11 protein-coding genes are annotated in these 16,005 nt (G+C 38.3%); 3 read left to right on the forward strand and 8 right to left on the reverse strand.

What is annotated here, in order from left to right:
- Positions 1-297, forward strand: a 297-nt coding sequence (locus Q4489_RS08205; RefSeq protein ID WP_303478923.1) for a transposase, incomplete at its 5' end; no start/stop codon positions are given.
- A 28-nt stretch (positions 298-325) separates the two neighbouring features.
- Here the strand turns inward: Q4489_RS08205 and Q4489_RS08210 are convergent.
- The 3 genes from Q4489_RS08210 to Q4489_RS08220 form a co-directional block, all read right to left on the reverse strand.
- On the reverse strand, positions 326-745 hold the full coding sequence (locus tag Q4489_RS08210; protein WP_138570161.1) for an N-acetyltransferase: 420 nt from the start codon (positions 743-745) through the stop codon (positions 326-328).
- 125 nt (positions 746-870) lie between these two features.
- Positions 871-1,716, reverse strand: a complete 846-nt coding sequence (locus Q4489_RS08215) for a nucleotide-binding protein (RefSeq protein WP_303478931.1) — start codon at positions 1,714-1,716, stop codon at positions 871-873.
- A gap of 501 nt (positions 1,717-2,217) precedes the next feature.
- On the reverse strand, positions 2,218-5,163 hold the full coding sequence (locus Q4489_RS08220; protein ID WP_303478933.1) for a tetratricopeptide repeat protein: 2,946 nt from the start codon (positions 5,161-5,163) through the stop codon (positions 2,218-2,220).
- A gap of 226 nt (positions 5,164-5,389) precedes the next feature.
- On the opposite strand from Q4489_RS08220, the gene Q4489_RS08225 reads away from it, so the two are divergent.
- Positions 5,390-6,034 (forward strand): hypothetical protein, encoded by a 645-nt coding sequence (locus Q4489_RS08225; protein WP_303478936.1) that lies wholly within the window; start codon positions 5,390-5,392, stop codon positions 6,032-6,034.
- 114 nt (positions 6,035-6,148) lie between these two features.
- Here the strand turns inward: Q4489_RS08225 and Q4489_RS08230 are convergent, their stop codons facing one another.
- Positions 6,149-7,192 carry an energy transducer TonB gene (locus Q4489_RS08230; RefSeq protein WP_303478938.1) on the reverse strand — a complete coding sequence of 348 codons (1,044 nt, stop codon included), beginning with the start codon at positions 7,190-7,192 and terminating at the stop codon, positions 6,149-6,151.
- A 331-nt stretch (positions 7,193-7,523) separates the two neighbouring features.
- Between Q4489_RS08230 and Q4489_RS08235 the strand changes: the two genes are divergently transcribed.
- Positions 7,524-8,201 carry a hypothetical protein gene (locus Q4489_RS08235; protein WP_303478941.1) on the forward strand — a complete coding sequence of 226 codons (678 nt, stop codon included), beginning with the start codon at positions 7,524-7,526 and terminating at the stop codon, positions 8,199-8,201.
- A gap of 92 nt (positions 8,202-8,293) precedes the next feature.
- Here Q4489_RS08235 and Q4489_RS08240 read toward each other — a convergent pair whose 3' ends face one another.
- From Q4489_RS08240 to Q4489_RS08255, 4 genes are all read right to left on the reverse strand, one after another.
- Positions 8,294-9,442, reverse strand: coding sequence for a saccharopine dehydrogenase family protein (locus tag Q4489_RS08240; protein WP_303478944.1), 1,149 nt, complete (start codon positions 9,440-9,442; stop codon positions 8,294-8,296).
- 11 nt (positions 9,443-9,453) lie between these two features.
- On the reverse strand, positions 9,454-10,521 hold the full coding sequence (locus Q4489_RS08245; RefSeq protein ID WP_303478946.1) for a saccharopine dehydrogenase: 1,068 nt from the start codon (positions 10,519-10,521) through the stop codon (positions 9,454-9,456).
- A 104-nt stretch (positions 10,522-10,625) separates the two neighbouring features.
- Positions 10,626-13,340 (reverse strand): TonB-dependent receptor, encoded by a 2,715-nt coding sequence (locus Q4489_RS08250; RefSeq protein WP_303478949.1) that lies wholly within the window; start codon positions 13,338-13,340, stop codon positions 10,626-10,628.
- Positions 13,341-13,652: 312 nt separating this feature from the next.
- Positions 13,653-15,983, reverse strand: a complete 2,331-nt coding sequence (locus tag Q4489_RS08255; RefSeq protein WP_303478951.1) for an aminotransferase class III-fold pyridoxal phosphate-dependent enzyme — start codon at positions 15,981-15,983, stop codon at positions 13,653-13,655.
- Positions 15,984-16,005: the final 22 nt, after the last annotated feature.

Consider the following 16,005-nt stretch of genomic DNA (forward strand, 5'->3'; position numbering starts at 1 on the left):
TATATCAACAGTAAACAAGCGGCTGCATTAGTGGGAGTAGCACCAATGAATAGAGAAAGTGGGCGATATAAAGGCCAGAGAAAGATACAAGGAGGTCGTGCACAAGTTAGAACCGTATTGTACATGGCAATGATGTCAGCGATGCAATCAAATCCCGTTTTTAAAGCAACATATCAACGATTATTGGCCGTTGGTAAACCTAAAAAAGTTGCGATAATAGCGTGTATCAGAAAGATGATTGTGATTTTAAATTCGATGCTCAGAGACGGTGTAATGTGGGAAGCGCCAAAAGTGTAAAATTAACTATTGACGCCATAGTCTCTTGTTATATGCCCAGTTGCTTCTGTAAGAAATAACTAGTGTGCCCTTTAGGCATATCAGGTAATTCGCCAAAAATTGAATAACCTGCTTTGATATAAAAATCTAGCGCTTGGAATGTAGTCGTTTCCAACCTAATGCTAGGGATATTTTGAGATAAAGCATATTCCTCCATACGAGATAATAATTTTGTTCCCCATCCACCTTCACGAATACTTTCATCAATCCAAAGTCCCTGAATATGCATCCAGTTCCAGTTGATTTCACCTAGAATGCCGCCAAGAATCACACCTGATTCATCTTTTATGAATGAAGATATTTTTTCTCTAAACACAGTACCAGTATGCGATTCGTTAAATTCCGTCAAACCAGTTTTCAGGGCTTCAAATTCATTATCTTGTGGTGGGAGAGGATTAGTTAATTCCATAATTATGCTACGAACTCCGTTTGGGCATATAACGCCGCAATAACCGAGCGGAGCATTGCGTGGTAAAGTGAGCGAAGCGAACCACGCAATGCGGAGTCCGGTTGATTGCTTTGTTAGCATTTTTTCTAGAACGGAATATCGTCATCGAAGGCATCCGATACTTGCTTTGGTGGTGCTTGCTGAGGCTTGGGAGCCGGAAAGGCCAATTCTTCATTTTCTAAAAGCAACTCAATGCCTGCTGGCGTGATTTTATATGTGTAATATTCGTTTCCGTTCATATCTGAGTCGTTTCGCTTTTCAATATAACCAACGCGCTCTAGACGAATTACAGATAGATCTACTTTATGGGATTGCTCATTCAAATTATTTTTTACTTGGTAAAGCAAGTGCCCTTCCGGATCGGACGTAGCAGTACCCAAAAGTTGAGCAAGGACTAAGTAATCGAAATCCTTAACATTGGCAGCATCGATATTAATCTTTGGTGGAGCGACTGCAGCGGTCACCTCCTCCACGGTATGTAGCTTTTCCATTTGCTGCTTCATAAGAACACAAGCGTGATTGACAGAAGATGCTAAATCGCCATCAGATCTATCGGGCTCATAATCTGCCGGGGTTACACCTAGAAGGTCTGTCGGAAAATGCAGATCTACTCCTCTAGGCTTAAGAATAAAACACCTTTCTTTTCCTAGTGCCCCAATAAATAAGCCAAGTTCAAAAAGGACGTTGTCACGAACTATAGCTTTTTGTTGGTTTCGAATTATCGCAATGTCATCTGGAGAGAAAATAAATAGGGAAAAATCGACTGCTTTAGCTTTGTTTGTCAAAGCATCGATAGTGTTGCTCGAAAGATCAAAGGTTCCATTTCTCCAAATAGTGACTTCAGCCTTATGATCTAGATTGAGATTCACGGCATCAGCTACGTCTAGACTCTCCGAAGAGGAACCTATAAATATTCTTGGCTTTCTACTCATCGATTTCCCATATCATTGTGAAGCTAACAGCTTATTCATAAGAACCATTCTCGCAAGTAACGCTACGAACAGGTTCTCATTTTCATAAAATTGAAATTTCAAATTATCACTTCTTCTTAACTATATCAACGAGATAGTGCTTTGCTATTCTCGTTTGCTCCGTTAATACGAGAATAGTTCTCGATTTTCTGTTAAAAACAAGAAAAAAGGGAGGCTGTATAAGTACACAGCACTAAATAAATTAATGTTGATGATGTTTTTCAACATTACCTCGCTTTTTTTGCTGCTATCAAAGCATTAATTTGGATAGGCCGTTACGCTAATAGAACGATTGAAACCAACCTATTGGTTCAAATACTACATTACCTTTAATAAACAGAAGCACCTTTAAATTGCTACAACAGAGGAGTTGAACGACGTCTTAATTATCTTGCAAGTTATGAAAATATTGCCCTTAAGACACTGCCCGAAATAAAATCGTTATTTTACAGCCCAACGGTTTTAAAATTGCTTTATTAATTCAGCGCGGTTCTGACTTAACAAATGTGTTAATTCTGTTTTTATTTTTAGCGTTTCTTTGTGGTTTTCACCTAATACTTTTGCACTTACTTTAAGAGTTTGTCGAAAAAGCGTTTCTGCTTGCTTATACCTTTCAGTTATCTGATAAAGCTCAGCTAAGGAATGGTTTGCACTTAATACCTCAGGGTGTTCTGGCCCAAAAACTAACGTAGCAGCGCTTATATGCTGATTTAGTGATTGTTCAGCTAACTGATATTGCCCAGTTGCCATTTGAGTTAAAAATACACCTTTCATACAATAAAGTGTGTAAGGATTATTAATGCCTGATTTAGTTAACCATTTGTCTATACAAAGCTGATAATAGCGTTCTGCTTGTTCATAGTCTTTTTGGGCGTAGTAAAGGTTCCCTAACTTTTCTATAGAATACAACGTGTGACGATAGTCAGCGCCAAACAGCTGTGTTCGCTTTTGATATACTTGTTTAAAAATTTTTTCCGCCTGTGCAAAGTCTTTCTTAGCTAAGTAATAGGTTGCTAAATTATCTAGAGCGCCTAATGAATCTTGATGATCTTTGCCAACAACCTTGTTACTAACTTCTATCGTTTCTTTAATCACTGGCAATTTATCGGTTCCATCCTTTATTACATTCAGCCGACTGAGATTAAATAACAAACCTAAATAATCTTCATCTTTTGCTAAATGGTTTTCTTTATAAATCTCAAGTCCTTTTAGTATGTGCTTCTCTGCAGGCGCTATTTTGCCTAAATCAATATAAATAAGGCCTAACGTTTTATGTAGTAAAGCGTCTACATAGGGTGGATAGGTATTTTGAACTGGATCATTGAGTTTTCTGCCAGCATTGTTAAGTACAGTAGTTAATGAAACATCTTTACCTTTGGCAACAAAGGGGCTACTTGCCGCTAATGTTTCTGTTAAAAATTTTGAAATAGCTTTTGTTTTTTGACTTTGTGATAACGCGATATCTCGCTCGTTTTTCACTTGATTTGCTTGGAACCAAGTTAATACGCTAAACCCCATCAATGCGACAATAAAAAAGCTTAAAGTGATTCTTTTTCTTCCCTGATAACGTTTAGAGCTTTTAATGAAAGCAAGTTCGTTATCACTTAATGTAACTTCTTTACGTTTAATTAAATCTTCAGCGTCAAGCACTTTTTGCTTTGAATTGAGGAGCGCGTCGGTGGCTTTTCCAGTATTTAGCCAAAACATGCAATCATCAGCGAGTTGTTCTCGTTTATGAATAGCAACACTATTGTTGCTAAGCCATAATTGAATGCGTTGCCAATGTTTTAATAACGCTTCGTGCGCAATAGTGATAAATTGAAAGTCTTGTGCATCGCTATCTTGATGTTCAGTTAAATAACTACGTTGTTCACCTGTGTTTGTTTGAATGATAGTGGCAAATAACCGAGCATTGAGAAAGTGTTGAATAAACTGCTTTTCAACAGGCTTGTTAAAGTATTTTTTAGGTAGCTTTCGTGCTGTCACATTATGTTTATTTTTGTGATCTACTTGAATTAAGGCATGCATAATATTGTCCCAGCACGCTTGAACATTTACCGGTAAACGATTAAATACTTTTTCAGCTTGTTGAGCGATAGCCCCTTCAATTCCACCCATTTTTCGATAAACACTAAGCAACAATACATTCTGGCTACTACGTTGTTGGTACAATAAATCGAGCGTATATTCTAACAGTGGCAAGGCATCTGGATTTTTAACCGCAGCAGCAAGTAGTATTTCGTCTAAATGCTCTTCATTTTCTTTGTCGTGTTCAAAGCTTAATCCTGCAGCGATTGCAGGGTTTCTGATCATTCGACTAATTTCTACTGGGGTTGGCGCTTGTAAGTCGTACTGTTTTCCTTGGTCTTTTAATTCATAAAAACCTTTTACATCAAGACACTCAGCATAAAAATCATTTCTAAGCATTGCAGTAAAAAGTAACTGTTTACATTGCGCTATTTGTAATAAGCAACTCATTAAATTTTGCTTTAGTTTGACCGTTAAATTTTCATCTAAAAGAAATTGCTCAAATTGGTCGATAACAAGTAGTTTGTAATCTTTTACTTGCTCAGGTTGTGCAAGCTCTGCTTCATTATTGTTTAGATTACTGTCAACATTTAAAGCGTTTGTTAACTGAAATGGGTCTGCTTCTATCTGTGAAATTAAATGTGATAGCTCTATTGTCGTTTTAATTAATGCTAACTTGTTCAACGCATGTACTAATGCTGCAACTGGTGATTCATCGATACATTGACTAGGGCTTATAAAGTGATATTCAGTCACCCTGAGCTGAGAAAACCCCGTTTCACTGTTAAGGTAAGGTAACACTCCTGCCCTCATTAACGATGACTTTCCACTGCCACTTTTACCTAAAATCAATAGAAAATTATTTGACCGTTTGATGCTTGTCTTTAATTGGTAAATAACGTCTACAATAGCTTTTGCTCTGCCAAAGTAAATTGAACTATGTTGTTCATTAAAAGTATTTAACCCTAAATATGGTGAACCTTGCGTCCACTTTTTTAGCGTTTGACGTTGCGATACTTGATTAGATTTCGTTGGAAAATTAACTGGAGCAATAATTTTATAGCCACGGCGATAGATTGTTTCAATAAAACTTGGTTTTTTTGAATTACAGCCGAGTTTCTTTCTTAATCCCGCAATACATTTTTGTACCGGAGCATCTCCATAAAATGTCCCCGCCCAGCAAGCAATTAACAATTGTTCTGCACTAACGGTTTCACCGGCATTTTGACAAAGGTAAATCAACACATCCATCATCTTGGGCTCGATGGTGAAACGTGTACCTTCTTTGATTAGTTGATTGGAATCACCATCAACCGTCCATGTTCCTAAAGTGAAAGTACGAGGTGACTCAGTATGTTCAGCGATGCTCTTAGAATCCATTCTTTCGCAGCCTTTTTTAAAGATTAAATTGTCAATAAAGCTTACAGCATAAGGTTAGATTTCGCCACTTAACACAAAAAAACACAAAACCATTAAATCATTGAATAACAACATGTTTTTAACGCTCACCGAAATGGTAAGGAAACCGTAAGTCTTTTTTATATTTTTTGAACAATAATGCTAGTACAGGAAGTAACACGTAAATATTTAAAAGCCTAAGGAGCAGATGATGAACTGTACAATTAAAGTATTGATAGTAATTCAGCTAATGCTTTTTCATTTATTGGTAAATGCGCAAAACATAAATGGACTTGCATCACAGAGTAATGAAACATGGAGTTTTTCTAAAGAACTAAGAGCAACGTTTGTCAAAAAACAGAACCTTAATTATTTGGTCATTAGCAACTCAGAAGGCCGTATTCTCACTGAGCATCTTATTCCTAGAGCAAAACTCTTGGCTAACATCACTTGGGCAAGCAACGATCAATACCTTACCTTTACCGAAAATAACAGAAGCTTATGGCTCTTTAATATTGCTGATAATTCGGCAACACTAATTGAACAAAACTTTCAAAGCAAAGAGCCATTAAATTTTAATGCCCAATGGTCACCAAATGGCCAATGGATGCAGTATTTATCCAACAATAATTCACGATATCCAGCAAAAATGTACTCCTTAAAACGTAAACGGGCTTATCTTGTACCCGTGGCCTCAGACGTCATTGTTGATATTGCATGGCATGATAATAAAAATGAATTGGTAATTAATACCGATCAATCAACAAAAGAACAAACGGAAATGTCGTTATACGATATTAAAATGACACTTCAGCCAGAAGCGCAAATAGTACAAGTAATTCCCTTTGACTGACATTAAAAACACTAAATACACGCTGCTCTTTGCTGCTTGAATTAACGGGTAACAATAGTTAACGGCAAAGTTGCAAAGAGTAGCAAGCATTTAATTGAACGATTAGTGCGCTTGCTATCGGTACACTGCGTTTCTTTCCATCTCAGCTATTTTGCTCATTTCAACATCATGCCAAGTCGCATCACAATCGATATACGAAGCTGAATTTTGGGGTGATGGCAGCAACATAATTGTTCTTATATTATTCTTTGGCGTTGCTAATCGGGTGAGTTGCCATGCATTTATTTGTTGAGTTAATGCTTGCTTTAAGGGGGTGTCTATTTTTCGACAAAAGTCTATCAACGTTACTTTACCGCGTTTAGAAATAGTAAACTCTACCGCTAGCTTTCGTTCTTCAATAATCTGATAAATTGACTCATCTAAGCTGATCCTCATATCACCAACATGCCAATATTTTGCCACTTGATAAATAGGGGTAATAGGTAGTGAACTTGCGTCAATAACGGGTTCAGTAACCGTTGTTGTCATGTCAATTGGTTTATTCACTAACTCTGCTTGTTGCAAAGTGCCAAAATAATCCAAACCATTCATCAAGCTTAGAAAAGCTTGCTCTTTCTCATCAACACTTCCTGGAAATTGTTTGAATATGTTCACCAAGGCTTTTGCTAAAAACTTAGACTCGTCAATACTTAACACGCCATGGTAAGCAAATGAATTCTGTACCCATTCTTGATGGCTATTGCCAAAGGTTGGTTTCGATAAACGATTTTGGCGAAAGGCATTGATTTCATGACTTTCATGGGTTAATTCAGCACGGCAATCATCAGCATCGTATGTTGTTTGTTCAGAATCGTTAAGCCTAAATTCAAGCATCACTTTCTGTCGTTGTGCTTGTGATGATGGCTGTTCAGTTTGATATTGCCATTGCTCGACTGCTTTAACAGCTTCACCTTCAAACACTTGATGGCTACTGGCTATTGGCTCAACAAACTGTGTATTACCTTGCTTATTGATAAAAAACTGGACAGTAACACAGCCCTCAAGCTTTTGTTTTATCGCTTTTACCGGGTATTTAGGGTTTACTCTTTTAATGTTTTGCCAGTCATTTGCATTAGCAAATGTCGTTATAAGGCAAATTAGCAATATCCATATTTTCATGTGAGTCCTTTTAAAAGATTAGAGTTCGTGCAGAATGAGAACTATCTTAGTTTTCAATATTATAAAAGTTAAGGCGTTTTCTGTTATTTATTTCTCAGTATATATCAATCATTACCGGCAACAGTTTGCCGAAAATACATTAAATAGGCAATGGTTCGTCAGACAATCTCTTTAACTTTTCAGCGACTATTCTTTTGCCATAGCCTAACAATAATGTAAATCAGCAGTACAAGGTGTTTTTCCAAAAATTGTTAATGCATCAAGTAATGGAGTGATTTTTGCTAGGTTTTGTTACTAACTTGGCTTTTAAAACAATAAGGTGACGATAGAAATGGAAATTACCAGCAGTGCGTTTCACACGCAAATACAAGGTTCACATCAAGTTGGAAACGCTAAAAGCGATAGTGATTTCGCGCAAATTCTCGCGGGATATCAACCTAATAAATCAGAAAATAGCAAAGTTGAAGTCCGCGCTGAATCTGTTTTTAACATGAACACCAATCAAGGCAATAATGATGTTAATCTTGATGAATACCTAACCAATGGTCCACAAACTACCCCAGCGTCGTTAAAAGATGTAGAACTGTTATTACCAACAGCACATAATGTTGACACCTTAGCAAAATATTCCCAAGAAAAGTTCAAAGATTTGCTTAGCCAATACAACATCGCTTCACCACCTGAAACAATCTCGTTTGATAATGAAGGGCAAATTGTTATACCTGCAGATTACCCTTATACAGCACAATTAAAACAAGCATTAACAGAAAACCCTATCGTGGAAAACGCGCTTAGAACTACCGCAGCCTTAGCAAGCCATTATGCAGGTATCATGGAAGGACAACCGTTTCGAGATGAAATGGCAACAGCAAGATCGCAAGCAGATAGAGACAGGGTCATTGAAAAATACAGTTATTTATTTGACGATAACCGACCCGCTAAGCAAATTATTTTAAGTTTTTTAGAAGATGGTAGCCTGTTACTTGGCGAGAAAAAACTAAACGCTTAATAGGTTTTAATGTGTTTACAGGTATAAAAAAACCCCTTAGTAAATACTAAGGGGCGCCAGCGCTACAATAAACATAGCCAGGGAAATATCATTTAAACAAGTTGTTCAATGTGTACCGATTGGCCAAGTTTCGAGAGTTTATCTAACCATTGTTGTGCAATATCAGGCTGGCTAGGTGCCGCATGAACACCTGCAGGAATGTCGCCATTTATCACAGCTTCAATGCCAAGCGCTACCGTAATTGACACTAAACGTGCCATCGCTTGCCCTTCACTATTACCAGCAGCGTCCATGTAATAACGTTGATGCCAAACGGTGTTATCTGCTTGTTTTGCTTCTAACTCAACAGACATAACAACACGATCAGGTTCACCTTCTTCGTAACTGTATTTTTCTTCTAAATCTTGGCTGATCTCTGCCATTTTTTCTAAACCAGCTTCCCCTTGCAAGTCACCCACTTGATCAAAAAGATATTGCCATGCTTGTGACCAGCCATTCAATCGTAAGGTACCACGAACAAATTCTTCAACTTGCCACTCAGGTTCAAATTCATATTGCTTAACAAAAGGAATAGAATCGCGGTTTGGGTATGCTTGGAATGTTTCATTAACAGCACTTATGTGAATATCTTTTAATGCTTCCCATGGGCCTTTCGAGTTATTTTCTACGCCATTTTCTAGCCATTTAGCAGGTGATGTAAGTGCTTTTAGTACCCCTAATGGCGACCAACTGAATTTGTACTTAAAATCATTCGGTGTTTTAGGGAAACCGCCACAATAAGAGCGAAAATACAATTTTGAGTCGGCGCTACACGCATCACTTTCTTTAAAGCGTGCTACTAATAAATGTGCGAATAGGTGATCAATACCAGGATCTAAGCCAATTTCATTGATAAAGGTTAAGCCTTTCGTTTTGGCTTGTTGATCAAGCGCTCTCATTTCAGGTGCAATATAGCTACTTGAAACAAAGTGTGCTGATTTGTCTAAACAAAGTTGTGCTACTTCTACATGCATATTTGCAGGTAGCATTGATACCAAAATATCACCCGCTTTAACATTTTCAGCTAAAGTAGACCAATCTAATTGTTTTAATTCACATTCAATATGTGCTTCATCTAACATCGCTTGCGCTTTATCAGTACGACGGTTCCATACGACTAGATTATGTGATGAATTTGCTAAATATTTGATCCCTGGCGTGGCAGATAGCCCAACGCCAAGCCAATGTATGGTTGGTTTCATAGGAGGTTCTCTTATAGGTTTGTCGTTTTTTGATGAAAGATATCGAGTGCTTTTTGCCATACTGGCAGACTCAAATCATGTAAAGATGCTAAATAGGGCACTAATTGCTGACCGTAGTCTTCACTACTTTCTTTTGGCAATAATGATGGCAAATGATCAATCGCGATTAGATGCAAGCTATTTGGCTGTGGTATCACTTCTATAGTCGGTTCATTAAAGGTTGTGCAGTGGTTATAAATGCGAATTGGATTATAATCACCATAAGGGTCACAACTCACATCAGAAATTACACTCAGGTTTCGCTCAGCCGTATCAAGTGAAGCTAGTGTCACAAAAGGCGGTAAGTCTTGGTTAACCAATACACAATTAACTAATACATCCGCATCATTCACTTGTTCAAATGGCCCGCCTACTGCTGTTTCTGCCATATCCCATTCAATAGTGTTTAATTGCAATGCTTTTGCTAAGCCTATTGCGCCCGAACCGCTTCGACCTTTCGCACCAATTACCATTACTTTAGGTTTATGTTTGCATTGGGTAAGTAACCCTGATACTTCGCTGATCAACTTTTCTTGATCAGAAAAAGAGCACACTGGCGACAGTGCAGTTTTGCCCAGTTGTTTATTCGCCCAAGCCCATACGCCAAGTGCTGCGCCAGCAAAACCAGCCCAGTATCCAAACGCTGCAATTCGGCGTTGATTTTCATCGACTAAAAATTCTAAATCGTATAGTGCGCCTTCGCCTTGTTTAAAGCGCGATAAAATATCTTCAGCACCGGCTTGCTCTTTATAAGCGTGGGCAAAATAAATATGTTTATGAACCAATGGGAAATTATCTTCAGGTAACTCTTTTAACCCTAGAATAAAAGCACTTTTGGGTGCTTGTGGCCAACTACCTTCTGAGACAATTTCACACCCCACAGCTCGGTATTGTTCAATAGTGAAAATGTTCTGGTGGCCCTGCTCAACCGATACTTTATAACCAGCATCAATCAGTGTTTTTGCGCCTGTAGGGGTTAGCGCGGTACGTTGCTCCTGAGGTTTTGTTTCGGCACGTAACCAAATATGCGTCTGACTCATAAAAATATTTACTTCTCGTTTAATCAATTCAAAAACAAATGAATGAAAGTCAGTCAGTTATCATCAACATAACTGACTGACTTAACATTAGCTAAATTCAGTGATTAGAATTTTCCGCGAATACCTACTGAATACCTAGGTCCTGTTTCAGTAACCGTTAGGGTTTGGTTAGCGTATTCTGCATTTTTAATATATAGCTCGTTGGTGATGTTAATACCTTCAAAGAATACCGTTAGGTTTTCATTAAGGTCATAACTTCCACTGATATCGACTTGTTTATAGTCATCAACATAGTGGCCGTCTCGCCATGTTTGAGGCTTAGATTGCATGAAACGGTCACGATTGTTATAGGCAATTCGGAACTGTATCTCGTCTTTTTCATAAAATAAGATCAAGTTTTGCGAATCACTTAAACCAATTAATGGCAGTTTTTCAGCACCTTCATCAGCAGTAGATTCACTGTCAACAAAGGTCATATTTGCAATAACACCTAAACCATCAAATGGTGCAGGCAAACTGGTAAACATGTGCTGAACAGCAACTTCATAACCATCAATTTTTGTATTATCTTCATTGATTGGGCGCGACATTTTGTAAGTATATGTACCACTTGGTACTGTAACCGTTTCTTCTGTTTCACCTGAGCCTAAGTAACCATCAACATCTTTAGAAAATGCGGCAATCGCTGCATAACTGCCTTCTTGGTAGTACCATTCAAGAGTAAGATCTAAGTTAGTCGATTCGAACGGATCTAGTTTTGGATTAGAGCCAGAGCCAAATAATTGATCAATAGGACCATCGCCGTAACTTGCAAGCGGTGACATTTCAGCCAATTCAGGGCGCGTTAAGCTTTTTGACCAAGCAAAACGAGCGACAAACTCATCGGTAATTTCTAGCTTACTGTTCAAGCTAGGTAAAACATGGCTATAGCTATGACCAACTTCAACAGCCACATAATCATCTGAGGTTATAGCGCGAACCTCGCCTGGTTTTTCATTAGATTCAATTAAATCTAATAGTGCTACTTGATTACCTTTCGATGTACTATCAGTTTTCACATAACGTACGCCAGCAATAACTGACCAAGGCATTTCATTTACTTCGCCTTCGAAATAGAAGTCAGTATAAAGTGATTTTAACTCTTCATTGACTTCATACGCTGTAGGATCATCAACAATACCAAAACCAGCACGAGAGAATATTGCCCGTACTAAATCAGGATCATCTAACTGTGAAATTGCTTCATCCGTACCTAAGAAAGCAAATAAATCATCTGAATTTAAGGTTGGCCAGAATTCAGTTGGGTTACCTGAACCGCCTGATAAAAAGCCATCAGCATGGTAAGTCCATAACATATCTGCCGGTAATGGAATACGCGAGCTGTTATCAGCATAAGTCCACGGCAGTGGATTTTCTGTTTCTGCATAGGTTGAACCTAAGGTACGATCAGAGTAATGAAGACCAAAACCAATTTTTACTAATGGACCCATTTCAACAAAAACGTCATTATCTATTTTAGCCTCAAGGACTTCATCTTCTACACGAGTACCTTGTAAAGATGCCCAACCAGCTGTTAACACATCGCCTTCTTTGAAGTTTTCGAACGACATGGTAGGTACTAAATCGCCAGACGTTCTGTCATAGGTATACTCACCAGGGCGACCAGCAACAACATCAGACCAACCTTTACCAGGGTCATGTTCAGCTTTAGAGGTGTTAATATCTGCTGTTAAACCCCAGTTATCAGTAACTTGCCAATCAAGGTTTAAACCAAATGCTTTTAGTTTATTATCTGCATCTGATTGACGTACTAAGGTTTCGATATAACTATCAACAAAGTCAGCTTTGACTAAGGTATTATTTTCGTCGATAACAGGGTTTCTCACATTGCCTGTTTCAAACCACATTGGGAAAACATCTTGACGGTATTGCACATTATAATCTGAATATAGTGCGTCTGCTGTTACCGTAACATCTTTCGTAGGCTTATATTGAAGTACCAAAGTGCCACTGTTACGTTCACGAGTTTCTGTTTGCGCGATTTGATCATAGTTTTGCGGGAAATAAATTTCGCCATAATTCTGACCATCTAAATCGTCTTCAGTTTTGTAATAATATGCGGTATTCGCTTGGTCGTAACGGCTTTCACGTTTGTAATGTGAAAAAGAAGCCAGTACACCAAATTTATCATCATCAAAGGTATTGCTGATAAGGCCTGAGAATTGCGGGCTCATTTTTCCCGTCATGTCATCATACAAGCCTTTAATACTGCCAACGGCTTTAAATCCTGGGAAATCCATCGGCTTAACAGTGCTGATATCTACCGTTGCACCAATCGCACCTTCTTGTAAGGCCGCTGATTGCGTTTTATGCACTTCTGCACCATTGATAAGTTCAGATGCTAAAATATCAAAACTGAATGCTCTACCGCCACTTGTTGTTGCAAGGGTACGACCATTTAATAATACAGAGTTGAATTCTGGCCCCATACCACGCACGGTAATTAGCTGCCCTTCACCACCACTACGATCAATTGAAACACCCGTTATACGCTGTAATGATTCAGCAACGTTTTGATCTGGAAACTTACCAATATCTTCTGCTGATATCGCATCTACTACATTGCCAGAATCTTGTTTAATACCTACTGAGTTAATCAAACTACCGCGAATACCGGTCACGGTGATCACTTCAGTATCTTTTTCTGCTTGTTCTTCTTCTGCTTGATTCGCATCTGCCCATGTAATACCCGATACCCCAAGGTTTAACATAAGTAAAGACGTTAAATAGCTGAGCTTAAAAGGCTTGCCGTTTTTCATATCTATTCCTCTGTTTTGTCATGTCACTTAAGCGCGTGTCTTAATGCACACTTACAATACTATCGTATTTATAGTATAAATCAGATAATAGTATATTTAAGGATTAAAAGTAAACGGTTGAATATAAAATATGCAGATATATTGCATACAAAAACAATAAGGCACTGTTTTTAAAGGAAAGAATTATTTTGTTTTTTGATAATAACGATTGAATCGCTATCAAATGAGTCGCGTTTTTTTCACACAAAGAAAAATGTCATATCTATTACCACATGACATTTTAGCTTTTAGAATGATGAATATTCGTGTGCGCTAATCACTTACCAGTGTTTGCAAGCCTAAAGTCAAGGCATTGATAAATGTGTCAGCATCTTGCTTGTTGAACACGATAGGAGGCTTAATTTTTAAAATATTATAAAATGGCCCTTCTGTACTCAAAATGATTTGTTGGGTTTTCATAAATTCTACTAATGATGCTGTAAGGTCAGTTGCTGGTGCTTTAGTGTTGCGGTTTTCAACAAGCTCAACGCCAATAAACAGTCCTATGCCTCTAACATCACCTATCACATCGAACGCTTGCTGTAATTTACGTAACGCATGTTGCAGGTAATCGCCTGTTTGCTTCGCATTTTCCATCAGTTGTTCTTCTGTGATCACATCAAGCACCGCAGCGCCAATTGCACAAGAGACTGGGTTGCCACCAAAAGTATTGAAATATTCCATGCCTGTTACAAAGGCATCAGCAATTTCTTGGGTTGTGATCACCGCAGCCATTGGGTGACCATTTCCAATAGGCTTACCTAAAGTGACAATATCAGGCACAACTTCTTGAGTTTCAAATGCCCACATATGACTACCTACTCGACCAAAGCCCACTTGTACTTCATCAGCAATACATACACCGCCGGCATCCCTCACTTTTGCATATACTGCTTGCAAATACCCCTCAGGCATAATGATTTGTCCTGCTACACCCTGTAACGATTCACATATAAACATGCCTGGCTTTTTCCCATGCTCAGCAAGTTCATTTATCGCACGCTGCACATCTTCTGCATAAGCCGTTGCACTATCAGCGGTATTTCCTTGGTATTTGCCACGATAAGGATCAGGCAACATCACTTTATGCACATAATCTTTTGCCCCTTCGCCGCCTGGCCCATCAAACTTATATGGGCTCGCATTAATACATGCATTGGTATTACCATGATACGCGCCTTCAACTGTCAGTAACTCGGTTGAACCGGTATAATTTTTAGCTAAGCGAAAAGCCAATTCATTTGCTTCACTTCCACTGTTTACAAACATACAAACCGATAACGGCTCTGGCATAGTCGCGAGTAATTTTTCAGCATAATTGACTAAGTTGTCATGAAGAAAACGAGTATTAGTGTTTAGTTTTGCCATCTGAGCTTGCCCTGCAGCCACTACTTTAGGGTGGCAATGCCCGACGTGGCAGACATTATTAACCATATCTAAATAACGGTTTCCTTGCTCATCATAAAGATATGCGCCTTGCCCTCGCACAATTTTTAATGGCTCTTTAAAGCTCAAACTTAATGTTTTGCCTAAATGTTTTTCACGATACTTTTTAATCTCAGCTTTTGTTTTTCCTTGATCGGGATTCACCCCACAAGCAACTTTTAATCGACAAGTAATCGCATAAAAATTCACCTCTTTAAGTAACGAAAGTAACTGCCAAGCGGGTTTAACTGATACCAACAAATAATCGTTATTTGGCTGCTCTTTGATCGCGTTAGCAGCATTACATACGCTCGTACAAAGCCTTAACGCAATTAAATACGGTAATGTATCAAATTCATCGTCATTAATAGTATAGTGCTCATGAAAACCAGCAACGGTGTTGACCAATGTGGTTAATGGGTCTGCTTGTTCCATCATGGCATAAGCAGCAGTTATCGCTAGTTCATTAATCGTTTGGCTATACACCATATCGCCAAAGTCTATTAACCCCGTAATTTTACTAGGGGTGTTAGTTTGATCAACGAGCAGGTTATGATCGTTGGCGTCATTATGAATAACACTACAAGGAAGTTTTGCTAAGTTTGGAGTGACATGTGCTTGATACATTGATAAAAAATATTCAACAAGCGGCTTTTGATCTTGTGCTAGGTGTTGTTTTTTATCTTGGCAAATAGCATAGCCATGCGCTAAGTCCCAATCAAAATAGCGATACGCACCTTGGTGTTTAAAGTCGCTTAATGTATTAGCCACTTTAGCCATAAAATGTCCAAGATTTTGCCACAAGGTTGATGACATGTTTTGTTGATTCGCTTGAGCATAAAAATCACCGGGTAAATACGTTAGCACCCGCATATAAAATGTGTTCTGCTGGGTATCTACAATGTCAGTGATCTGCTGATCATCCTGATTCTTCACCACTTGAGGCACAGGTAACTCATTAGATGATAAATGCGTCATGGCATCATTTTGCATCATCAGCTCAATTTTTTTCTCGGCACTATTAGCGACTTTTACAACATAACGTTGTTGTGCTGTCACCAAAAGTAAATTTTGATCACAATAACTTGCAAGCGCTGTTAACTCGCCATCTAATTGATAGTGGTGTTGTAATAGCGTTGTTAATGTTTCAATTGAAAATGTTGGTGTAACTGAGTTCATGATTATCTCTTAACTGTTTTAT

This window comes from Thalassotalea sp. 1_MG-2023, assembly GCF_030546745.1.
Taxonomy (GTDB): Bacteria; Pseudomonadota; Gammaproteobacteria; order Enterobacterales; family Alteromonadaceae; genus Thalassotalea_C.